Origin of the sequence: Pseudomonas serbiensis, from assembly GCF_030580745.1 — a bacterium.
GTDB lineage: Bacteria > Pseudomonadota > Gammaproteobacteria > Pseudomonadales > Pseudomonadaceae > Aquipseudomonas > Aquipseudomonas serbiensis.
Genome location: NZ_JAUQOO010000020.1, coordinates 104,593 through 124,748 on the forward strand (window position 1 = coordinate 104,593; position 20,156 = coordinate 124,748).

Below are 20,156 nucleotides of genomic sequence, written 5' to 3' on the forward strand. Positions count from 1 at the left end.
GCTCCCACCAGGGTTCAGCCTTTGCCTTTGGTCCGCGTCATATGCGGCCCGCTGTTCTTCTCCAGATACTCGATAATCATCCCCGCCACGTCCTTGCTGGTCGTCATTTCAATGCCTTCCAGGCCCGGCGATGAGTTCACTTCCATGACCAGAGGGCCATGGTTGGAGCGCAGGATATCCACACCCGCAACACTCAAACCCATGACCTTGGCAGCGCGAAGGGCAGTCATGCGTTCCTGTGGGGTGATCTTGATCAGGCTGGCGCTGCCGCCACGGTGCAGGTTGGAGCGGAATTCCCCTGGCTTGGCCTGACGCTTCATCGAAGCAATGACCTTGTCGCCAACCACGAAGCAGCGAATATCCGCGCCACCCGCTTCCTTTATGTACTCCTGAACCATGATGTCTTGCTTGAGGCCCATGAACGCCTCGATCACCGACTCGGCGGCCGTGGCTGTTTCACAGAGCACCACGCCGATGCCCTGAGTGCCTTCGAGCACCTTGATGACCAGCGGTGCGCCGTTGACCATCTGGATCAGGTCGGGGATATCGTCGGGCGAGTGGGCAAAACCTGTGACCGGCAGGCCGATGCCCCGGCGCGACAGCAATTGCAGCGAGCGCAGCTTGTCCCGTGAACGGGCAATGGCCACCGATTCATTGAGCGGGAACACGCCCATCATTTCAAACTGGCGCAACACCGCGCAGCCATAGAACGTTACCGAAGCGCCGATGCGCGGGATGACCGCATCGAAGCCTTCCAGCGGCTTGCCGCGATAGTGGATCTGCGGCTTGTGGCTGGCGATGTTCATATAGGCGCGCAGGGTGTCGATCACCACCATCTCATGGCCACGCTCGATACCAGCTTCGACCAGACGACGGGTGGAATACAGACGCGGGTTACGCGAAAGCACAGCGATCTTCATGCAGCACCTGAGGAAGTAGAGACCGGGAACACCGGCTTGTCTTGAACGTAAGTAATGCCTGGATTGACCACCAACTGGCCATCGATCAAGGCGTTTGAACCCAATAGCAGCCGATAGCGCATCGACTTGCGGCAGGCCAGGGTGAATTCCACCGGCCAGACGCGATCACCAAGGGCCAGCGTGGTGCGGATCACATAGCGAACCTGCGCCTGGCCATTGGAGCTTTTGATTGTCTTCATGGCGACCAGTTGGGCTTCGCATCGGCGATGACGCAACTGCACCACGGTGCCCAGATGAGCGTTGAAACGAACCCATTTCTGGCCATCGCGTTCAAAAGGCTCGATCTCGGTGGCATGCAGGCTTGAAGTGCTTGCACCGGTATCGATTTTTGCCCGCAGGCCTGCTACCCCCAGATCGGGTAGCGCCACCCACTCGCGCAGGCCGATAACTGTCAGATGATCGAATGTCTTCAAAGCGATTCCATATGACTCAAGACGTCTGCCAGACACCAGGGTCAACCTGGGCCAGTGCTTTGAATGCAGGCCTGGCGAACCAGTAACCCTGCATCAGGAAAATTCCGCAGTCAGCGAGGAAATCTCGTTCTTCGGCGTGTTCGATGCCTTCGGCAATCACTGTAACCCCCAACTCCGCACACATTGTGACAACACCACGAACGATAGCCTGACGTACTCGATCACGATGGATATCGCGAATCAAATCCATGTCGAGTTTTATCAGATCGGGTTGGAAGTTCGCCAGAAGCGTCAGCCCGGCATAGCCCGCGCCGAAATCGTCGATGGCCGTCATGAAACCGAATTCGCGATATTCGCGCAGAATATTGCTCAAATGGCCATAGTTATCTACATGCTCGTTTTCGAGTGTCTCGAAAATCAGCCGGTCCAGCGGGAAGTTGTGCTGCCGTGCTGCTTCCAGCGTACTGCGGATGCAAAGCTCGGGACGATACACGGCATTGGGCAGAAAGTTGATCGATAAACGTTCGGTCATTCCCAATCGGGCTGCACCTGCGATGGCCTTGGTGCGACAGCCCTGATCGAAGCGATAGCGGTTGCTGTCCGTGACCTGGCTCAGGATCGAGTAGGCGCTCTCGCCATTGGGGCCTCGTACCAGCGCTTCATGGGCAAACACCGACTGGTCGCGCAGATCAACGATCGGCTGATAGGCGAACTCGAACGCGAAGTCCAGTGCGGGGCTGCCCGTGCAACCTTCACAGCCCTTTCGGGGCGCGGTCAATGAGGTCGGGAATTCTGTCATGTCGCACTTCCATGTTTATATCGGGAGAAAATTCGCACTGACCGGCTTTGACAGGCAAGGATTGATTGCTTCATGTTCGATAGGGCGCAGGGAATGTACGAAGGTCGGCGACTGTATCCAGTCACTTTCCGTACCGCGCCCGCAGGTTCAGACTGTTTCATGAATGAGGAATTCACATGGCGAAAAAGACTGAAGAAGACGACGACAAGGTTCGCCTGGACAAATGGCTGTGGGCTGCACGCTTTTTCAAGACCCGGGCACTGGCCAAGGCTGCAATAGAAAGCGGCAAGGTTCATTGCCGTGGCGAGCGCTGCAAGCCGGGCAAGGAACCCCATGTCGGTGACGAGATTCTGGTCCGCACGGGCTTCGATGAGCGCACGGTCGTGGTCGAGGCGTTATCCATCGTGCGGCGCGGTGCGCCCGAGGCGCAAACCCTGTACCGCGAAACGCCGGACAGCATTGCAAAGCGCGAGCATGCAACGGCTCAGCGCAAGGCAGGGAACCTGAGCGTCACCACCGATGGGCGACCGACCAAGAAGCAGCGGCGACAGCTTTTCGAGTTTCACGGCAGCAATCACGGCGACTGAAACTGTGCGCCAGTAATCAGCACGAATCGCCATTCGGCTTGGAAGAGTGCCGCATAGCCCATAAAATGCCCTGCAACGGTATGGCAGGGTGCATCCGTGGATGCTCGACACTGCCATCAATTGTCATTCCTTCAGATACCTTCTTCTTATGCATGATTTACCGGACATCGACTTCACCCAGCGCTTCATCTTCGACGAAAGCGACGTTCGTGGAGAACTGGTCGCGCTGGAACGCAGTTACGCCGAAGTGCTTGCCAAGCACCCTTACCCGGAGCCGGTCGCGCAACTGCTCGGCGAACTGATGGCTGCTGCGGCCTTGCTGGTCGGCACGCTGAAATTCGAGGGTCTGCTGATTCTGCAGGCGCGCTCCAGTGGCGCTGTACCACTGCTGATGGTCGAGTGTTCCAGCGAGCGCGAATTGCGCGGCATTGCCCGCTATGACGAGTCCCTGATCGCAGCGGGTGCCGGTCTGCAGGACCTGATGCCCGATGGCTCGTTGACGCTGACCGTGGACCCGAAAAAGGGCAAGCGTTATCAGGGTATCGTGGCTCTGGATGGCGTAGACCTGTCGGAAAGCCTCTCCAGCTATTTCGTGATGTCCGAGCAGCTTGGCACACGCTTCTGGCTCAAGGCTGACGGGCATCGCGCCCGTGGTCTATTGTTGCAACAGCTTCCCGTGGCGCAGATCACCGACCCCGAAGAGCGCGATGCCAGTTGGGAGCATGTCGTCACCCTGGCCAACACCCTCTCGGCCGAAGAACTGCTGGGCCTGGACAACCAGACCATCCTGCATCGCCTGTATCACGAAGACCCGGTTCGCCTGTTCGATATCCAGCCTATCTGCTTCCGTTGCAGTTGCTCGCGCGAGCGTTCCGCCAATGCGCTGGTCAGCCTGGGTCTGGAGGACGCGCAGCAACTGGTGCAGGAGCATGCGGGCGCGATCGAGATCGACTGCCAGTTCTGCAATGAGCGCTATTTGTTCGATGCCGCTGACGTCGCCCAGCTGTTTGCTGGCGGTGGTGTCGATTCACCATCTGACACGCGCCACTAATCGCTGGCGAAACTGTCTCAGAACATCGTGTGGGCGGTTGTAATGCTGTTCTGACAGGAGGGTCCTACCATTTTTGGGCTTTTCTGGCATAATCCCGCCCACTTTTCCGCTGTAGTAGTGGTTGTTTTTTTACTACAAAACCGTTTGAAGCACTCGGCCACTGGCCGACGGGGACCCTGATGACGCAAGCAAACAACGCTGTGTACACCGATCTGAGCATCGACGAACTGGTCAAGGAAGCCCTTGCCCGTGGTGAAGGCGAGCTTTCCGACACCGGCGCACTGGTTGTGCAAACAGGCCATCGCACTGGTCGTTCGCCAGCCGATCGTTTCATCGTTGAAGAGCCGAGCACTCAGGACGCAATTGCCTGGGGCACGATCAACCGCAAGTTCCCGGCCGACAAGTTCGATGCCCTGTGGGACCGCGTTGCGGTCTACCTGAGCGAGCGCGAGCGTTTCGTTTCCCACGTTCATGTAGGTTCCGATCCTGCGCACTACCTGCCAGTCAAGATGACCACCGAGACTGCGTGGCACAACCTGTTTGGCCGTTGCCTGTTCATTAACCCTGAGCAGTACAACCCGGCCGAGAAGGACGAGTGGCAGATCCAGAACGCTCCATGGTTCGTCTGCGAGCCAGAGCGCGACGGCACCAACTCCGATGGCACCGTCATCATCAACTTCGCAGCCAAGAAAGTGCTGATCGCTGGCATGCGCTACGCCGGCGAAATGAAGAAAGCCCTGTTCTCGGTACAGAACTTCCTGCTGCCAGCAGTTGACGTTCTGCCGATGCACTGCGCGGCCAACATGGGCGAAGAGGGCGACGTGACCCTGTTCTTCGGCCTGTCCGGCACTGGCAAGACCACCCTGTCCGCTGACGAAAGCCGCTACCTGATCGGCGACGACGAACACGGCTGGGGCGTGGGCGTTGTGTTCAACATCGAAGGCGGTTGCTATGCCAAGTGCATCGACCTGTCCGAGAAGAACGAGCCTGTCATCTGGAAAGCCATCCAGCACGGCGCCGTACTGGAAAACGTCGTTCTGGACCCGGCCACCAAGAAAGCCGACTACGCCGACGACAGCCTGACCCAGAACAGCCGCGCAGCCTACCCGCGTGAACTGATCGAAAAACGCGCACCGCTGAACCTGGGCGGCGAGCCAAACGCTGTGATCTTCCTGACCTGCGACCTGACTGGCGTACTGCCGCCTGTGTCGATCCTCAGCGAAGAGCAAGCGGCTTACCACTTCCTGTCGGGTTACACCGCACTGGTTGGCTCCACCGAAATGGGTTCGGGCGCTGGCATCAAGTCCACCTTCTCCACCTGCTTCGGCGCACCGTTCTTCCCGCGTCCGGCTGGCGAATACGCAGAGCTGCTGATCAAGCGCATCCGCGGCTTCGGCTCCAAGGTCTACCTGGTCAACACCGGCTGGACCGGCGGTGGCTACGGCGTTGGCAAACGCTTCAACATCCCGACCACTCGTGGCGTGATTGCAGCCATCCAGAGCGGCGCGCTGATCGGTGCAGAAACCGAGCACCTGGACACCATCAACCTCGACGTACCGAAGTCGGTACCGGGCGTTGAAACCGGCCTGCTGAACCCACGCAACACCTGGGCTGACAAAGCGGCTTACGACGAAGCAGCCAAAGGCCTGGCTGGTCTGTTCATCGAGAACTTCAAGAAGTTCGACGTGAGCGACGCTATCAAGGCTGCTGGTCCGAAGCTGTAATTCGGGTTAGCTGCACAAAAAACCGCCCTTCGGGGCGGTTTTTTATTGTGCGGTGCGGCTTTTCGCGACTGAAGTCGCTCCTACACCGAACGCTGTAGGAGCGACTTCAGTCGCGAAAATCTCAAAAAATGTGACGATTCCGAAAGACCAATCCGTATCTTCTGCGTGAAACTTCCCTGACAATCCAACCCGCTTGTGCCTGCCAGATACGGGAACTAGTCTGCGCTCCGTCGCTGCAAAATCAGCGACCGGGTGTGAGAACCTGTTTTGTTTGGGTAATGAGCAGTCAATTGTTCGTCGTCTTTCGGCGTGCTCTATGGCGGCTGTGTACGGGCAGACTTCGGTCTGGCCGGGTTACCCTACACCGGTTTCTCACCCTGTACACAGCTGCCACCCTTTGTCGTGTGAGAACGGCAAAAGCTGGCTCCCGTTCAGCGTAGGGAGAAAGACCATGCTAAAAATAACCCCCGATCCACCCATCAAACTCGAAGAAACCCTCCTGCGTATTTCCGACCTCTTGCGCAGTGCCTCAGCCGCCGCCTATGAAACCGGTGACCAGCTCAGCGGCCAGAAGCGTGATCTGGCGTTTTCGGTGATCTATCTGGTGGAGATGGCCAATGCGCTGGTCGAGCGATCTCTGGAAAAGATTGAGGTTGGGGCCTGATGCGTTCGCGAATGAATTCGCTCCTACCGAACCGCCGAAAATTCGTAGGAGCGACTTCAGTCGCGAACCCCTTCAGCGCTCAAACCCCAGATCCTGCCTCAGAGCCTCGACACAGAAGTCTACGAAGGCGCGTACTTTGGATGAGCCGCGACGGCCTTCCAGGTAGACCACGTGTACGGGTTCCGGGGCGATTTCAAACGCTTCCAGCACGCATTTGATGCTCCCATCCTGCAGACGCTCGCGTATCTGGTACGACGGCACCTGAGTCAGCCCCCAGTTCTGCATCATTGCGCTGATGGCTGCGTTGAAGGACGTCAGGTGCAGCCTTGAACCGACGTCTACTGAGTGGTCGCGCCCATCGACCCGGAAAGCCCATTTGGGTGGGCGTTCGGAAGCGGATGTTGAAATGGTCGAATGTCGCCGCAGATCGTCTGGGTGTTGCGGTGTGCCATGTGCCGACAGATAGGCTGTGGATGCACAGACCATGCGCCGCACGCTGCCTACGGGGATAGCGGTCAGTGACGAATCGGGCAGGGCACCGATTCGTATGGCTACGTCGACGCCTTCATCCAGCATGTGTACGACTCGATCTACCAGGATGGCGCGGATGTCTACGGTGGGGTGTTGGTCAAGGAAGCGAGTCAGCACCGGCGTGACGTGCAACGCGCCAAACATCTGCGGTGCCGTGACCGTCAGCAGACCGCTGGGAGTCGTGTGGACGCCTGCCGCTGCGCTTTGCGCTTCATCAAGGTCTGCAAGCAGCCGACGGCAGTCCGTGGCAAAACGTTGTCCTGCTTCCGTGAGGCGCAGGCTGCGGGTTGTGCGCACGACCAGCAGAACCCCAAGCCGGCTTTCCAGTTGGGCGATTGCACGTGTCACCGTGGCGGTAGAAAGACCGAAATGGCGAGCCACGCTGGCGAAGCTGGATTGCTCCGCCACCGCTGAGAAAAGGGTCATTTCCTGAATTCGGTCCATAGGCTTCCTGTCAGCATTGCAGTAACTGCAACAGTGAATTGAGGTATGTGGTGATTCTAGGCGAATGGCGCAATGCTTAGTATGAACCTCAATTTCATTCTGTTTGAGGTTTAACCATGAACCACTCCAACTCCCAGGCAGGCAGCGACACGCTGGATGTCAGCCGGCGCAAAATCCTCATGGCATCTGCAGTGGGCGCTGCGTCGGCGCTTGCCGTTTCGGCGGTAGGTGCTGCCGGGCTCTCCGGTAAAAGCTCTGCAGCCAGAGAAAGCGCTTTGCCAGTTGATGATGCTTTCCGCATTACGTTCAACACGCAAAAGGTTGGCGAGGTCGAAGTGTTCTATCGCGAAGCCGGCCCCAAGGATGCGCCGGTGTTGTTGCTGTTGCACGGCTTCCCGACCTCCAGCCATATGTTCCGTAACCTGATGCCGTTGCTGGCGAATGAGTACCGGCTGATCGCGCCAGACCTGCCAGGTTTCGGTAACACTCAAGCGCCGCCGCGCGGTCAGTTCGATTACACCTTTGAAAACCTCTACAAGGTGATCGAAGGCTTTACCGAGGCCTTGGAACTGAAGAAATACAGCCTCTACATTTTCGACTACGGCGCGCCCACAGGCCTGCGCCTTGCTGCCGCCAACCCGGAAAAAGTCACGGCCATCATCAGCCAGAACGGCAATGCCTACATGGAAGGTTTCAGCGATCAATGGGGGCCTTGGCAAACCTATTGGCGCGAGCCTACGGCGGCCAATCGCGAGGCCTGCCGGGCTTCGTTATCGCCGGAAACGATTCGTGACTGGCAATATGGCACGGGCTCCGATCTGAAAAAGCTGTCACCAGACGGGTATAACCTGGACATCCTTTATATGGCACGGCCAGGCGCAGAAGAGATCCAGCTTGATCTGATACTCGACTATCGCAGCAACGTGGCAGCTTATCCCGCGTTCCAGCAGTATCTGCGCAAACACCAGCCGCCATTGCTGGCTGTCTGGGGCAAGCATGACCCGGCCTTTATACCGCCAGGAGCCGAGGCGTATCGTAAGGATATCCCGACTGCCGAAGTGCATCTTCTGGACGCAGGCCACTTCACTCTGGAAACTCACGCACCGGAGGTTGCCGGGTACATTCGCGATTTCCTTTCACGCAAGCTGAAAGCCTGACACGCCGCAATAACAGGGTTCATCCCAACGGATTGAACCCTTCACCCGCGCTGCAATAGCGTTGCTGCGCGGCTTTGCTTGAGTCGGCCTGGGTTCTGTCCCATTGCCGGCCCCAGCTTTTGCATTGCTCCCTGAAATACACCTTCGCGCCTTTTCGGCATTCGCGGTATTCAATCGAGCCCTTGGACCAGTTGGTGCATACGCTGCTGCCTTCGATACGGTTGTCGGTGATACTCCACACCGCTCGGTACGTGCGTTTTTTATCCCATTGGGTAACGGTCGCCCATTCAACGCTTTCCATGCTGGCGCGTCCGGCTTGTGGCTTTTGCTGGTCGGCCTTGTATTGCGCCATGTACCTGTCGGACACCATGCCTTGGGCCTCATGGTTTTGGGTCACTTGGGGGAACTGGCCGAAGCGGCAGGTTGCAACGGCTTCGTCGATGACATTATCCGGGCCTATGCAATCGGCCAGCGGCTGGGGGCGTTGGGTGGTTTGAGTGGTCGGGGCGGGCAGGGCAGCGGGTTGTGTGAGCTGGCGTATATGGGATTGGGCCGATACAGACTTGCCGGCAAATGCCTGCAAGGCTCCGCTGTAATGCAGCACGCCATAGCCGCTCAGGCCTATGAAAACCAGCAAGGCCAACAGGTTGCGGTAGAAGGTCGAACTGGTCGATGGGTGGCGTCGCACATAATGCGCCGCGTCTTCCTCATCGGCACTGAAGTGCTCGTATGAGCTGCGTTTGTCTTGCATGGCATCCATTCACTGAGCTGCGCGTCCTGTGCGCTGAGGTCAGAGCGTAAACGGGATGGATGCTGTTTGCCAGTGACGATACAAATGTTAACCGCATGAAGGCGGTTGCTCGTGCAGGGGATGGCTTAGTTATGCTTCTTTACTGTCTGTCGGGTTGGCTGCGCTGTTCTTCACGCTGTTGAAGATTTCCAGAGCTGAACTATCGCCCGATGTCAGATTGGCCACGTAGCCATTGGGGTATTGTGCTTTTTCTATCGGCGGAAGATCGTTGTAATGCGCGAGCATTTCGACCAGTGTGTTGGTGCTCTTGCCGGTTTCGTTGTATTCATCTACGTATTTTTTTGCAATGGCCCTTTTCCATACTTGCTCACGGTCGTTGTTTTCGGAAAAAGCGGCACTTCGTTCGTTGATGGTGTAATCACCACTTTCATCGTAGATGACTAATCTCAACTGATCCTGGGACAAACTGGCAAAAGGATTTGCGCCCGTGCCATTTTTGAATTGTGTCGCTTGTCTGGCTCTTTCCAGCAGTTCGGGATCATCCGTGTCCGGAACTTCGGCATCGTGAATCTTTCGATTCTCGTAGTATTCGGGGCCTGCAAGTTTATAAATGATGCTGGTGGCCAGCTTTCCCAACTCTTTGCTGCCCAGTGTCGAGTCGCGAGATTCTGCGCGAGCGGCACTGTCATTCAACTGTTTGGCCAGTGTTGAAAGGGTCGCTGTATCCGCGTTTTCCGTTGTTGAAGACAGCTCTTTCGGGTCGACAGTGACAGGGGCCACGGAAGCCGTTTTTGCGACGGTCTTGATCGTGTTGCTGGCAAGAAAAGCCGAGATGGAGTTGGTATCGATCATATGTGCTTCCTCGCAGCGGGGCCCTGTCCATGGATCTATCGCCATTGTGTCGGCATGGGAGGAGCAAGCTTTAGTTTTTATCGCAGGAACGTGTGCATCAGGCACTGATGCACACGTGTACAGCCTTATTTCATGGTGAATTCAGCAGACCAGGCGTAGGTGGACAGGTTGGTGACACTTGAGGTGGCTGTGCAGACGGCACCGCCGCTAGGAGTCGCTGTGCGGGTCCATCTCGGGACTTTCACGCCACCCGTTGCGATGGTGTTGGTGAAGGTCGTTGAGAATACACAGACCTTTGTTCCGATGGCGTAGCGAACGCTGGCATAGCCTGAATCGGGCAAGATGGTTTGAACAACATAAGTATCAGAACCGCCGGGAGCGACAATGGCATCGATCGGCTCTTTTACGTACAACAGTGTCGATCTTTCATTGGTGGTAACGACTTTGTGTTCGGCAGGTGCAGTTCCCAGATTCTTGAATGTCACAGTAACCGGTGGACCCGCCTGTGCCGTTGCAGCGACAGCCATTGTGGCGAATGCAAGGGAGGGCAGTAGCAGTTTTGAAAGTTTCATGACGGTGAAGCTCCTTGAGTGAAAGTGTCAACTTCTTGTTGTGTTCTTCATATGAATAAACAAGGCGATGGCCCGCCGTCATGCCAGAGTTTTATGCTGTTACATGTATGGATTCAGAGGCGAGAAAAGTACGGGGAGAAGCTTGGCGGGCAACGAAACATGCACTTTTTCCCTGTGCAGATGCTGATATCAATATTCAGCATCACTCTATCCATGTCAGGTTTGTATCATGGTCGATACAAAAGTGGTAGCCAGTAAAGTGCTTTTTCTGAAGAAATAAAATAATAAGAATTTTTTGTTGCATGCCTGTTGCAGCGTCCTTCGATAACGTGAAGGACGCCTGTTTTTCAATTTCAGGTCACTGCATAAAACTTGCGTACATACACCGTACTTGTCCATTTGCACGGTGCGCCCTGGGCGACAAATACGGTATCGCCCGGCTTTACGTTCAGGGTCGTGCCGTCTTCCAGTTGCAGCTCCACGCTGCCTTCGATCAGGTGCATCAGTTCGTGGATCTTGTGCGGGCGGGCGAAGCGTTCGTAAGGGGTTGAGTCCCAGACGCCGATGCGCAAAGTGCTGGCGGTGTCCTCGAAGATGTTGTTGCTGCGACATTGTGGTGCCGTGCCGATCAGGATGCCGGCTTCCGGTGGCGACGACGGGGTGAGCGAAGCGTACTGCTCGATCAGCGTGACGCCCGGTTTATCCGGGCCTGTAGCCTGGGTCGCGGCGCAGAATGCCCACTGGCTGTTCGGTTGTGCTTCGATTTGCAGACTGGTGCCGCGCCCGATCACGGCGCTTTCGCCTGGGCCTGCGGTGATGCTGTCGTCACCCGAGCGCAGGGTTATTACGCCACGATGGACCACCAGCATTTCGGTGTAGGGGTAATCCTCCACGCTTAACGATTCGCTGAGGTTTACCAGACCGGCAGCAAGGCCCTGGTCATCAATGAAGGCGATGCGACGCTGCCTGGCAAACGGATCGCTTGAACTCAATGGGCCGCTGGTGAATTCGGTGTCTACAGGGCTGTTATCGGCATGGGCCAGCAACAAGGCGGTTGGGTGTGACATGTGCGCTGAATCTCCGGGAATCTAGCCGATGGCCTGAGTGATAAGGGCAAATTGACGAACGCCTCGGGACGGCTGCGGCACGGCGCCCATGCTCATGCAGGTCACGCTGTCCACGCGCTTGAGGCCGGCTTCTTCCAGCCATTGCGGCAGGCCGCTGTCCACCGGAATATCGATGCGCACAAAGGCGTAAGGCACCTTGGCCAACAGTTGTTCGATCAGGTGCCTGGCTTGCTCGACGTCTTCGGCAATCAGCGGGCCGATGCACAGGCCACGACCAAAAGGTCGCATGATGGCGAAGGCCTTGAGCTGGCCTTCGCGCTCGATGCCCACGGCATGTTCGACATTGTTCAGTACGTCGCCCAGCGTGACCGTACGATCCAGCCCGCTGCCGGCATTGGCCAGCTCCAGCACACGAGGCTTGTCGGCGTCGCTCAACGGGCGACAGTGTTCGCCTGCTTTCAGTGCCGTTGAGGACGGCACTTGCGCCTGCCCCTGACGTTGCTCGACCTCGCCAAAAGCGACGAAGCCCATCTTGGCGTACAAGGGGGCGCCAGCCAGCGTGGCATTGAGAACGGCGGTACGAGGTGCGACGCTGCCCACCGCCATTTCCATCAGCTTGCGGCCGACGCCTTTGCCTTGATAGTCGTCGCTGACAATCACCAGCCCGATGGTGGAGTAATCGCCCTGATGACAGGCGAAAGCGCTGCCGATCAGCCGACCGTTATGGATCGCTACAAAGCCTTGGGCGACACGTTGCAGCATGGCCCAGTCTTCCAGGCGATGCGGCCATTTCAGGTCAATGGACAGGTTATGTGCATGGCCGACATCGTCTGCGGTCATGGGGCGATATTCATAGTCGATGCGTTGTTGAGCGAGCATGAGGTATCTCCGTGAAAAGGGATGCACAAGCGATAAAAGTCTGCGGCAGGGTTGCTGTATCCCACCTGTGAAGAGGAGTGGCAAGAGGGGTACAAGCATTCGGCAGATTCAATAATCGCAAGCGCTCCAGACCGCAGTTACTTCTTAAACGGGGTGAAAGGTCGGCAGCAAATGCTTGCGGTTTTTTTCTAGCATGGACACCTCGCTTTTCATTGGCTGGAGTCCTTCATGGATAGCTTCGATCCTCGTGTCATTGCTGTGCGCAGCGCTCATTTCATTGCCGGGCAATACCGCGATGCGCAATCGGGTATGGAGGTGTCTCGTCCCTCCGATGGCCAGGTTTATGCCGAGTTGCCGATTGCCGATGCCGCGCTGGTGGATGAAGCGGTCAGCAATGCCTGGCAGGCGTTCAAGCGCAGCGACTGGGCCAGTCGTCCGCCACGCGAACGTGCCCGTGTCATGCGTCGCTGGGCCGACCTGATCGAAGCCGACGGCGCGGTTCTGGGGCCATTGGAAGCGGTGGGCTCTACGCGCCCGCATAAAGATGTGCTGGCCTGGGACATTCCTTATGTGGCCGAAGGTATTCGTTTCTTCGCTGAACTGGCGGACAAGCACGGTGGGGAAGTCGCGGCGACCCAGACGGATCGGCTGGGCATGCAGATTGCTGAACCCTACGGCGTAATCGCCGCCATCGCGCCGTGGAATTTCCCGCTGAGCATGGCGTCATGGAAAGTTGCGCCGGCATTGGCGGCAGGTAATGCCGTGGTGCTCAAACCTTCCGAACTGACACCTTTTTCTGCCCTGCGTTATGCCGAGCTTGCCGTGCAGGCCGGGATTCCCGCCGGGATCTTCAACGTGGTGCAGGGCGATGGCCGCACCACCGGCGCTGCGTTGTGTCGGCATCCGCAAGTCTCGAAAGTGACCTTTACCGGCTCGACCGCGACCGGGTCGAGCATCATGTCCACCTGCGCGCTGGTCGGCCCCAAGCCGGTGACACTGGAACTGGGCGGTAAAAGCCCGCAACTGGTGTTCGCGGATATTCCGGATATCGCCAAGACTGCCCGCACCGTGGCGCTGGCCATTACCGGTAACGCCGGGCAGGTCTGTGTGTCGGGCTCCCGACTGATTATCGAACGCTCGATCATGGCGCCTTTCGTCGAGCATCTTCAGGCGTACTTCAAGGCACTGCGCCCCGGCCCGACATGGTCACCGGAAAGCACCCTGTCGCCGATCATTTCCCGCTTGCAGGCCTCGCGTATCGACAACATCGTGCAGCGCTCGCGTGACGCCGGTGCCGAGGTGTTGACCGGTGGCGCCTTGTTCGAGGGCATGGGCGGCGCCTATTACCAGCCCACTTTGCTGACCGGGCTGGACAATCGGAACCCTGCGGTCTGTGAAGAGGTTTTCGGCCCGGTGCTGACCATTCAGGCTTTCGATGACGAAGAGCAGGCCTTGAGCCTGGCTGAACACGACACTTATGGCCTGGCGGCCGGGCTGCATACGGCGGACCTGAACCGTGCCCTGCGCCTGATTCGTCGCCTGGAGGCCGGGACTGTCTGGGTGAATCGTTATGGGCGCAGCAATGATTACATTCTGCCGACCGGAGGCTACAAGCGCTCCGGGATCGGCAAGGACTTGGGCAAGGAAGCGTTTGAAGCCAACCTGCGATTCAAGAGTGTGTTGATCGATATCGCTGGCTGATCGTTTCAAGGTTTTATCGGGCGGGCGCTTTCTGTAGGGGAAGCGCCCGTTTTTGTTTTTTGCTTGCCCTTGTGGGAGCGAATTCATTCGCGAAGAACCCTAGGCCGCCCAAACGCAGTTTCTGCGGCGCAAACCCCCGTGTTTGAGCGATAGCGCCCCGAAAAGGGTCATAAAAGCGCCTGAAACCGGGGTTTGCCCAAGGCTGGAGCGCCCCGCAAAGTCTGCTGAGCGCGCACCTCAAAACGGTGCTTTCTATCAAGCAGCCAGCACTTTTAACGCCATATGCTGATTTCTCGGTGTTGTAATGAAGATGTGCTTCAGCGTGCATCAACGATCTTTTCGACCCGGTTGATTGCGCGTCTTGCCATGACCTCAACGAACTTCAGGACCGCACAAAATGAGCTTTCTTCGACCAAAATTCATTACGTTCGACTGCTACGGCACGTTGACCAATTTCCATATGGGCACCATGACCCGTGAGCTGTTTGCCGACCGTGTTCCTGTCGAGCAGATGGACCAGTTCGTGAAGGACTTTTCGGCCTATCGTCTGGATCAGGTCATGGGTGAGTGGATGCCATATGACGAAATCCTGAAGGTCGCCCTGGCACGTACCTGCAAACGCTGGAACGTCGAGTACCGTGGCGAAGGCCAGATTTACTACGACGCCGTTCCAACCTGGGGTCCGCACGCTGATGTGCCGGCCGGTCTTGCGAAGATTGCCGACAAGATCCCGCTGGTGATTTTCTCCAACGCCAGCGACAGCCAGATCATGTCCAACGTCGACAAGCTCGGCGCTCCTTTCCACAAGGTTTTCACTGCCGAACAGGCTCAGGTCTACAAGCCGCGTCTGGCGGCGTTCGAGTACATGCTCGACAACCTCGGCTGTGGCCCGGAAGACATCTTGCATGTGTCCTCCAGCTTCCGTTACGACCTGTTTTCAGCCCACGACATGAAGATCAGGAACAAGGCATTCGTGGCCCGAGGCCACGAACAGCCAGCCAACAGTTTCTATGAGTATCACCAGATCCCTGACATCGGCGGTCTGGCCGGGTTGGTCGGCCTGTAAACACGGTATTTCCAGGGTGCTTCAAACCCAGCAAGCGACAAGGAGAACGAGATGCACAGTGAGTCCTACTGGCTCGATACTGCCCCAGCCTTTACCGGTGCCCAGGATGGCGCGGTAGAAGGGCAGGCAGATGTGGTGATTGTCGGGGGCGGTTTCACCGGACTCGCGGCAGCTCGTGCCTTGGCCTTGAAAGGTGCCAGTGTGGTGGTTCTGGAGGCGGGTCGAGTCATCGGCGAAGCCTCCGGGCGCAATGGCGGGCAGTGCAATACCGGCGTTGCCCAGGACTATGCGGCGTTGAGCCAGAGCCTGGGCGCCGATCAGGCCCGTGAGTATTACAAGGCGTATGAAAGCGCGGTGCAAAGCGTTGTCGACGTGATCGAGCAAGAGAACATCGCCTGTGACATCAAGCGTAACGGCAAGCTCAAGCTGGCTGCCAAACCCGGTCATTACGAAGGGCTGGCGCGAACCTGCGACCTGATCCGTCGTGAAGTGGATGCCGATGTCGAGTTGCTCTCTGCACAGGATGTGCGCTCCGAGATCGACTCGGCCGAGTTTCATGGCGGCCTGCTGCAACGCAATGGTGTACAGATCCATGTCGGGCGTTTTGGTCTGGGCCTGGCCGATGCCGCGGTGCGGCACGGTGCGCGGGTTTATCAGAACGCAGTGGTCAAGGACTGGAAAGCCAGCAAGAACGGCTTTGTGGTCAATACCTCCAGAGGTTCGATTCAGGCCGGGCAAGTGCTGCTGGCAACCGGCGCTTGCCAACACGGTGGATTGGGTTGGTATCGGCGTCGCATCGTTCCGGTCGGCAGTTTCGTGATTGCCACCGAAGTGCTGCCTCAGGAATTGATCGACCGTCTGTTTCCGAACCAGCGTGCCTATGTCACCAGCCGTTTGATCGGCAACTATTTCCGCCTCACGCCGGATAACCGTTTGCTGTTCGGAGGTCGTGCGCGCTTTGCCATGTCCAACAGCAGTTCCGATGCCAAGAGCGGCAAGGTGCTTCAGGCGGCCATGGTGCAGATGTTCCCGCAACTGGCACACGTGAAGGTCGATTATTGCTGGGGCGGGCTGGTGGACATGACGTCCGACCGTCTGCCGCGTGCCGGCGAGCATGGCGGGGTTTTCTATTCGATGGGCTATAGCGGCCATGGCGTGCAGATGTCGGTGCATATGGGCCAGGTCATGGCAGAGGTCATGGAAGGCAAGGCGCAGGCAAACCCCTGGCGTGACCTGAGCTGGCCGGCGATTCCCGGACACTTTGGCAAGCCGTGGTTTTTGCCACTGGTGGGCGCGTATTACCGCTATCAGGACAGTCGCTACTGAGTTTTTGTTTCACCGTCGTCGTGTGTGCTTAAAGGACGCTCCGGCCAACCGTGAGCAACTCGGACATTCCCCTTTTCGACAGGTAGAACTGATATGGCTGACAAGAAAACCGATTCCCCATTGATTTCAGGCCAAGACAGCCTGCGGGTTTTCGAGGGACTCAATCGCGGTCTGTCGCGCCGTGATGCATTGCGCATGCTGGGCGTCGCGGGTGTCGTGGCGGCAGGCTCCACCAGCCTGTTCGGTGCGGCGGGGAAAGTGTTTGCCGATGACGACGCGGCACCCGTGAAAGGCAAGCCGGGCGGACGCATTCGTGTGGCAGGCATGTCCAGCTCCACGGCCGATACCCTCGACCCGGCCAAGGGTGCGCTGTCCACTGACTATGTTCGCCACTTCATGTTCTACAACGGTCTGACCCGCTTCGACAGCCATCTGGTGCCGCATCCGGAGCTGGCCGAGAAGATCGAAAACAGCAACGCAACGGTGTGGACCATCACCCTGCGCAAGGACGTCACCTTCCACAACGGCAAGTCGCTGAGCGCCGCCGATGTGGTGTTCTCCCTGTCGCGCCACAAGGACCCTGCCACCGGCTCGAAAGTCATGCCGCTGATGGCGCAGTTCGCCGAGATCAAGGCGACCGGCCCGCTGGAAGTACAGATTACCCTGAGTTCGCCAAACGCCGAGTTGCCGTCGATCCTGGCGGTTTCGCACCTGCTGATCGTGCCTGAAGGCACCACCGACTTCAGCAAGGGCATCGGTACCGGCCCGTTCACGGTCAAGGAATTCACGCCAGGCGTGCGTTCCGTCAGCGCCCGCAACCCGAACTACTGGAAACCGGGCCTGCCATACCTGGACGAGATCGAGTTCATTGCCATCGGCGACGAGCCATCGCGGGTCAACGCGCTGCTGTCCGGCGATGTGCATATGATCAACGAGGTCAACCCGCGCTCCACCACCCGCATTGCCGCCAGTGCCGGTCACCGTGTCGTGGATGCGCCGTCGGGCAACTACACCGACCTGATCATTCGTCAGGACCAGATGCCGGGCAAGAGCCCCGAATTCACCGAGGCCATGAAGTACCTGCTCGATCGCGAACAGGTCAAGTCGGCGGTGTTCCGTGGTTATGCCCGCGTGGGTAACGACCACCCGATTGCGCCCGGTTCGCGCTACTTCAATGCCGACCTGCCGCAGCGCGTGTACGACCCCGAGAAAGCCAAATTCCTGCTCAAGAAAGCCGGAATGGAAAAAATCACCATGCCGGTTGCCGCATCGCCCGCCGCGACGGGTTCGGTGGACATTGCCGTGCTGCTGCAACAGTCGGCCAAGCAGGCCGGGCTGACCCTCAACGTCAACCGCCTGCCCAGCGATGGCTACTGGTCCAACCACTGGATGAAGCACCCGCTGAGCTTCGGCAACATCAACCCGCGTCCCAATGCCGATGTGATCTTCTCGCAGTTCTTCCAGTCGTCCGCGCCGTGGAACGAGTCCGCCTGGAAGAACGATCAGTTCGACCAGTTGCTGATGCTGGCCCGTGGCGAAACCGACGACGAGAAGCGAGCGAAGATGTATGGCGACATGCAAGCGCTGGTCAGCCAGCACTGCGGTATCGGCATCCCCGTGTTCATCAGCAATATCGATGGTGTGGACAAGCGCATCCAGGGTTACTCCAGCAATCCGCTGGGTGGCTTCATGGGTTACATGTTCAGCGAGCAGGTGTGGCTGGACGTGTAACAACGGTTGTGGACTGATGCGGGAGCAGGCAGATGAATAGCAACACATTCTGGCTGATCGTCCAGCGCCTGGGCGCTGCGATCGTGACCTTGTTGATTGTTTCCGTGGTGGTATTCGCCATTACGGCAGTGTTGCCCGGCGATGCGGCGCAAGCCGCTCTCGGGCAGTTCGCGACCCCTGAACAGGTTGCGGCCCTGCGCATCAAGCTGGGTCTGGATCAGCCGGGTGTGGTGCGTTACCTGCAATGGTTGATGAACCTGCTGGGCGGGAATATGGGCGAATCGGTGTCCAACGCCATGCCAGTGACCGAGCTGATTGCCGGACGCTTCCCCAACACCCTGATGCTGGCGGCCACCACGGCGCTGGTATCGGTGCCGGTTGCTCTGACGCTGGGCATCGGCTCGGCAATGGGCCGTGGCGGTCGCCTGGACAGCGCGCTGAGTTTCATCACCCTGGCTCTGGTGGCCGTGCCCGAGTTTCTGGTGGCGACTCTTGCGGTGTTGATCTTTGCCGTGAACCTCGGCTGGCTGTCTGCGTTGTCCTATGCCAGCGATGTCAGCTCGCCGCTGCAATTCATCCGCACGTATGCCTTGCCTGTGATGACCCTGTGCTGCGTCATTGTCGCCCAGATGGCACGCATGACCCGCGCTGCCGTTATCGACCAGCTCGACAGCCCGTATGTGGAAATGGCCCGGCTCAAGGGCGTGAGCCCGACGCGCATCGTGCTGCAACATGCCTTGCCCAATGCCATCGGGCCGATTGCCAACGCCGTTGCGTTGAGCCTGTCTTACCTGCTGGGCGGCGTGGTGATCGTCGAGACCATCTTCAACTATCCCGGCATCGCCAGCCTGATGGTCGATGCCGTGACCAACCGGGACATGGCGTTGGTGCAGGCCTGCACCATGCTGTTCTGCTCGGCTTATCTGGGGTTGGTGTTGCTGGCCGACCTGTGTGCAATCCTTTCCAATCCGAGGCTGAGAACCCAATGAACAATATCATTGTGAAATCGACGCCAGCCGCGCCAGACCTGGCGCTTGGCAAAATTTCCCATGGGCCTTCGTGGCTTGGCCTGATCGGCGCGGCGATGTGTTTCATCTGGTTGCTGGTCGCGGCGTTTGGCCCATGGCTGGCGCCGTACTCAGTAGGCGAAGTGGTTTCCGACAACGTGTTCGACGCCATCAGCGCCACGCATCTGTTCGGCACCGATTATCTGGGCCGTGACATGCTCAGTCGGGTGCTGGTGGGCGCGCGTTTCACCATCGGTCTGGCGCTGGTCGCCGCGGTCCTGGCCAGTGGTATCGGAACGCTCTGTGCCCTGCTTTCGGTGGTAGCGCCCAAATGGCTGGATGAAGTGATCAGCCGTCTGATGGATGCTTTGATCTCGATCCCCAGCAAGATGCTCGCGCTGATCATGGTATCGGCCTTTGGTTCGTCCATCACGCTGCTGATCTGCACGGCGGTGCTGAGTTTCATGCCGGGTGCTTTTCGGATTGCACGCAGTCTGGCGGTAAACATTGAGGCGCTGGAATACGTGCAGGTAGCCCGTACCCGTGGCGAAGGTCGCATCTACATTGCCTGCCAGGAAATCCTGCCCAACATGCTCAACCCGGTGATGACCGATCTGGGCCTGCGCTTCGGTTTCATCGTGCTGTTGCTCAGCGGCATGAGCTTTCTGGGGCTGGGCGTTCAGCCACCGGACGCCGACCTGGGTTCGCTGGTGCGCGAGAACATTGGCGGGCTCAATCAGGGCGCTCCCGCCATCGTGATTCCGGCACTGGCCATCGGCACGCTGACTATCGGAGTCAACCTGTTTATCGACCGGCTTTCATCGAGTCGCAGTCGCCGCGCAGGAGGTCGATGA

Annotated in this window: 20 protein-coding genes; 11 read left to right on the forward strand and 9 right to left on the reverse strand. The window is 58.3% G+C overall.

What is annotated here, in order from left to right; genetic code table 11:
- Positions 1-14 precede the first annotated feature (14 nt).
- From rimK to rimA, 3 genes are read right to left on the reverse strand one after another with little or no spacing between them, the layout of a single operon-like run.
- Positions 15-920 (reverse strand): 30S ribosomal protein S6--L-glutamate ligase, encoded by a 906-nt coding sequence (rimK, locus tag Q6A51_RS22355; RefSeq protein ID WP_201004084.1) that lies wholly within the window; start codon positions 918-920, stop codon positions 15-17.
- A complete protein-coding gene (gene rimB, locus Q6A51_RS22360) occupies positions 917-1,393 on the reverse strand; it encodes a retropepsin-like aspartic endopeptidase RimB (RefSeq protein WP_117167480.1) in 477 nt (158 codons plus the stop codon). Before rimB ends, rimK begins: the two co-directional genes overlap by 4 nt.
- A gap of 16 nt (positions 1,394-1,409) precedes the next feature.
- A complete protein-coding gene (rimA, locus tag Q6A51_RS22365; RefSeq protein ID WP_304575762.1) occupies positions 1,410-2,192 on the reverse strand; it encodes a S6 modification regulatory phosphodiesterase RimA in 783 nt (260 codons plus the stop codon).
- Positions 2,193-2,368: 176 nt separating this feature from the next.
- Here rimA and Q6A51_RS22370 point away from each other — a divergent pair, with 176 nt between their 5' ends.
- The 4 genes from Q6A51_RS22370 (at position 2,369) to Q6A51_RS22385 (ending at position 6,218) form a co-directional block, all read left to right on the forward strand.
- Complete coding sequence (locus Q6A51_RS22370) at positions 2,369-2,779, forward strand: RNA-binding S4 domain-containing protein (protein WP_304575763.1); 411 nt, start codon at positions 2,369-2,371, stop codon at positions 2,777-2,779.
- A gap of 148 nt (positions 2,780-2,927) precedes the next feature.
- Positions 2,928-3,830, forward strand: coding sequence for an Hsp33 family molecular chaperone HslO (gene hslO / locus Q6A51_RS22375; protein WP_201004080.1), 903 nt, complete (start codon positions 2,928-2,930; stop codon positions 3,828-3,830).
- A gap of 179 nt (positions 3,831-4,009) precedes the next feature.
- Positions 4,010-5,554 carry a phosphoenolpyruvate carboxykinase gene (locus Q6A51_RS22380; RefSeq protein ID WP_304575764.1) on the forward strand — a complete coding sequence of 515 codons (1,545 nt, stop codon included), beginning with the start codon at positions 4,010-4,012 and terminating at the stop codon, positions 5,552-5,554.
- Between the two features lie 451 nt (positions 5,555-6,005).
- Positions 6,006-6,218 (forward strand): DUF6124 family protein, encoded by a 213-nt coding sequence (locus Q6A51_RS22385; RefSeq protein WP_201018967.1) that lies wholly within the window; start codon positions 6,006-6,008, stop codon positions 6,216-6,218.
- Between the two features lie 72 nt (positions 6,219-6,290).
- Here the strand turns inward: Q6A51_RS22385 and Q6A51_RS22390 are convergent, their stop codons facing one another.
- Positions 6,291-7,193 (reverse strand): LysR substrate-binding domain-containing protein, encoded by a 903-nt coding sequence (locus Q6A51_RS22390; protein ID WP_304575765.1) that lies wholly within the window; start codon positions 7,191-7,193, stop codon positions 6,291-6,293.
- 275 nt (positions 7,194-7,468) lie between these two features.
- Between Q6A51_RS22390 and Q6A51_RS22395 the strand changes: the two genes are divergently transcribed.
- Complete coding sequence (locus Q6A51_RS22395; RefSeq protein WP_304575775.1) at positions 7,469-8,350, forward strand: alpha/beta fold hydrolase; 882 nt, start codon at positions 7,469-7,471, stop codon at positions 8,348-8,350.
- 19 nt (positions 8,351-8,369) lie between these two features.
- On the opposite strand, the gene Q6A51_RS22400 is transcribed toward Q6A51_RS22395, so the two are convergent.
- From Q6A51_RS22400 to Q6A51_RS22420, 5 genes are all read right to left on the reverse strand, one after another.
- Complete coding sequence (locus Q6A51_RS22400; RefSeq protein WP_307726268.1) at positions 8,370-9,110, reverse strand: hypothetical protein; 741 nt, start codon at positions 9,108-9,110, stop codon at positions 8,370-8,372.
- Between the two features lie 120 nt (positions 9,111-9,230).
- Positions 9,231-9,953, reverse strand: coding sequence for a hypothetical protein (locus Q6A51_RS22405; protein ID WP_304575766.1), 723 nt, complete (start codon positions 9,951-9,953; stop codon positions 9,231-9,233).
- A gap of 125 nt (positions 9,954-10,078) precedes the next feature.
- Positions 10,079-10,525, reverse strand: a complete 447-nt coding sequence (locus Q6A51_RS22410; protein WP_201018964.1) for a hypothetical protein — start codon at positions 10,523-10,525, stop codon at positions 10,079-10,081.
- Positions 10,526-10,878: 353 nt separating this feature from the next.
- The gene (locus Q6A51_RS22415) at positions 10,879-11,592 is read right to left on the reverse strand and encodes a cupin domain-containing protein (protein ID WP_201018963.1); all 714 of its coding nucleotides are present in this window, start codon (positions 11,590-11,592) and stop codon (positions 10,879-10,881) included.
- Positions 11,593-11,613: 21 nt separating this feature from the next.
- Positions 11,614-12,471: a GNAT family N-acetyltransferase gene (locus Q6A51_RS22420; protein WP_304575767.1), complete on the reverse strand. Its 858-nt coding sequence runs from the start codon at positions 12,469-12,471 to the stop codon at positions 11,614-11,616.
- Between the two features lie 228 nt (positions 12,472-12,699).
- On the opposite strand from Q6A51_RS22420, the gene Q6A51_RS22425 reads away from it, so the two are divergent.
- The 6 genes from Q6A51_RS22425 to Q6A51_RS22450 all read left to right on the forward strand — a co-directional run bounded on the left by Q6A51_RS22425 (position 12,700) and on the right by Q6A51_RS22450 (position 20,156).
- Positions 12,700-14,172, forward strand: coding sequence for an aldehyde dehydrogenase family protein (locus Q6A51_RS22425; protein WP_304575768.1), 1,473 nt, complete (start codon positions 12,700-12,702; stop codon positions 14,170-14,172).
- 397 nt (positions 14,173-14,569) lie between these two features.
- Complete coding sequence (locus Q6A51_RS22430; RefSeq protein ID WP_201018960.1) at positions 14,570-15,238, forward strand: haloacid dehalogenase type II; 669 nt, start codon at positions 14,570-14,572, stop codon at positions 15,236-15,238.
- Between the two features lie 51 nt (positions 15,239-15,289).
- Positions 15,290-16,564: an NAD(P)/FAD-dependent oxidoreductase gene (locus Q6A51_RS22435; RefSeq protein WP_304575769.1), complete on the forward strand. Its 1,275-nt coding sequence runs from the start codon at positions 15,290-15,292 to the stop codon at positions 16,562-16,564.
- 93 nt (positions 16,565-16,657) lie between these two features.
- Positions 16,658-18,295 (forward strand): ABC transporter substrate-binding protein, encoded by a 1,638-nt coding sequence (locus tag Q6A51_RS22440; protein WP_201018958.1) that lies wholly within the window; start codon positions 16,658-16,660, stop codon positions 18,293-18,295.
- 32 nt (positions 18,296-18,327) lie between these two features.
- Positions 18,328-19,284, forward strand: coding sequence for an ABC transporter permease (locus Q6A51_RS22445; protein WP_201018957.1), 957 nt, complete (start codon positions 18,328-18,330; stop codon positions 19,282-19,284).
- The gene (locus Q6A51_RS22450; RefSeq protein WP_201018956.1) at positions 19,281-20,156 is read left to right on the forward strand and encodes an ABC transporter permease; all 876 of its coding nucleotides are present in this window, start codon (positions 19,281-19,283) and stop codon (positions 20,154-20,156) included. The genes Q6A51_RS22445 and Q6A51_RS22450 overlap by 4 nt, the downstream gene beginning before the upstream one ends.

What these genes read in the sequence shown, in the direction of transcription:
- rimA (WP_304575762.1), bottom strand. Translation starts at nt 2,192, where the DNA reads ATGACAGAATTCCCGACCTCATTGACCGCGCCCCGAAAGGGCTGTGAA.
- Q6A51_RS22450 (WP_201018956.1), top strand. Translation starts at nt 19,281, where the DNA reads ATGAACAATATCATTGTGAAATCGACGCCAGCCGCGCCAGACCTGGCG.
- Q6A51_RS22415 (WP_201018963.1), bottom strand. Translation starts at nt 11,592, where the DNA reads ATGTCACACCCAACCGCCTTGTTGCTGGCCCATGCCGATAACAGCCCT.
- hslO (WP_201004080.1), top strand. Translation starts at nt 2,928, where the DNA reads ATGCATGATTTACCGGACATCGACTTCACCCAGCGCTTCATCTTCGAC.
- Q6A51_RS22400 (WP_307726268.1), bottom strand. Translation starts at nt 9,110, where the DNA reads ATGGATGCCATGCAAGACAAACGCAGCTCATACGAGCACTTCAGTGCC.
- Q6A51_RS22410 (WP_201018964.1), bottom strand. Translation starts at nt 10,525, where the DNA reads ATGAAACTTTCAAAACTGCTACTGCCCTCCCTTGCATTCGCCACAATG.
- Q6A51_RS22420 (WP_304575767.1), bottom strand. Translation starts at nt 12,471, where the DNA reads ATGCTCGCTCAACAACGCATCGACTATGAATATCGCCCCATGACCGCA.
- Q6A51_RS22430 (WP_201018960.1), top strand. Translation starts at nt 14,570, where the DNA reads ATGAGCTTTCTTCGACCAAAATTCATTACGTTCGACTGCTACGGCACG.
- Q6A51_RS22380 (WP_304575764.1), top strand. Translation starts at nt 4,010, where the DNA reads ATGACGCAAGCAAACAACGCTGTGTACACCGATCTGAGCATCGACGAA.
- rimK (WP_201004084.1), bottom strand. Translation starts at nt 920, where the DNA reads ATGAAGATCGCTGTGCTTTCGCGTAACCCGCGTCTGTATTCCACCCGT.
- Q6A51_RS22390 (WP_304575765.1), bottom strand. Translation starts at nt 7,193, where the DNA reads ATGGACCGAATTCAGGAAATGACCCTTTTCTCAGCGGTGGCGGAGCAA.
- Q6A51_RS22425 (WP_304575768.1), top strand. Translation starts at nt 12,700, where the DNA reads ATGGATAGCTTCGATCCTCGTGTCATTGCTGTGCGCAGCGCTCATTTC.
- Q6A51_RS22435 (WP_304575769.1), top strand. Translation starts at nt 15,290, where the DNA reads ATGCACAGTGAGTCCTACTGGCTCGATACTGCCCCAGCCTTTACCGGT.
- Q6A51_RS22370 (WP_304575763.1), top strand. Translation starts at nt 2,369, where the DNA reads ATGGCGAAAAAGACTGAAGAAGACGACGACAAGGTTCGCCTGGACAAA.
- Q6A51_RS22385 (WP_201018967.1), top strand. Translation starts at nt 6,006, where the DNA reads ATGCTAAAAATAACCCCCGATCCACCCATCAAACTCGAAGAAACCCTC.
- Q6A51_RS22440 (WP_201018958.1), top strand. Translation starts at nt 16,658, where the DNA reads ATGGCTGACAAGAAAACCGATTCCCCATTGATTTCAGGCCAAGACAGC.
- Q6A51_RS22445 (WP_201018957.1), top strand. Translation starts at nt 18,328, where the DNA reads ATGAATAGCAACACATTCTGGCTGATCGTCCAGCGCCTGGGCGCTGCG.
- Q6A51_RS22405 (WP_304575766.1), bottom strand. Translation starts at nt 9,953, where the DNA reads ATGATCGATACCAACTCCATCTCGGCTTTTCTTGCCAGCAACACGATC.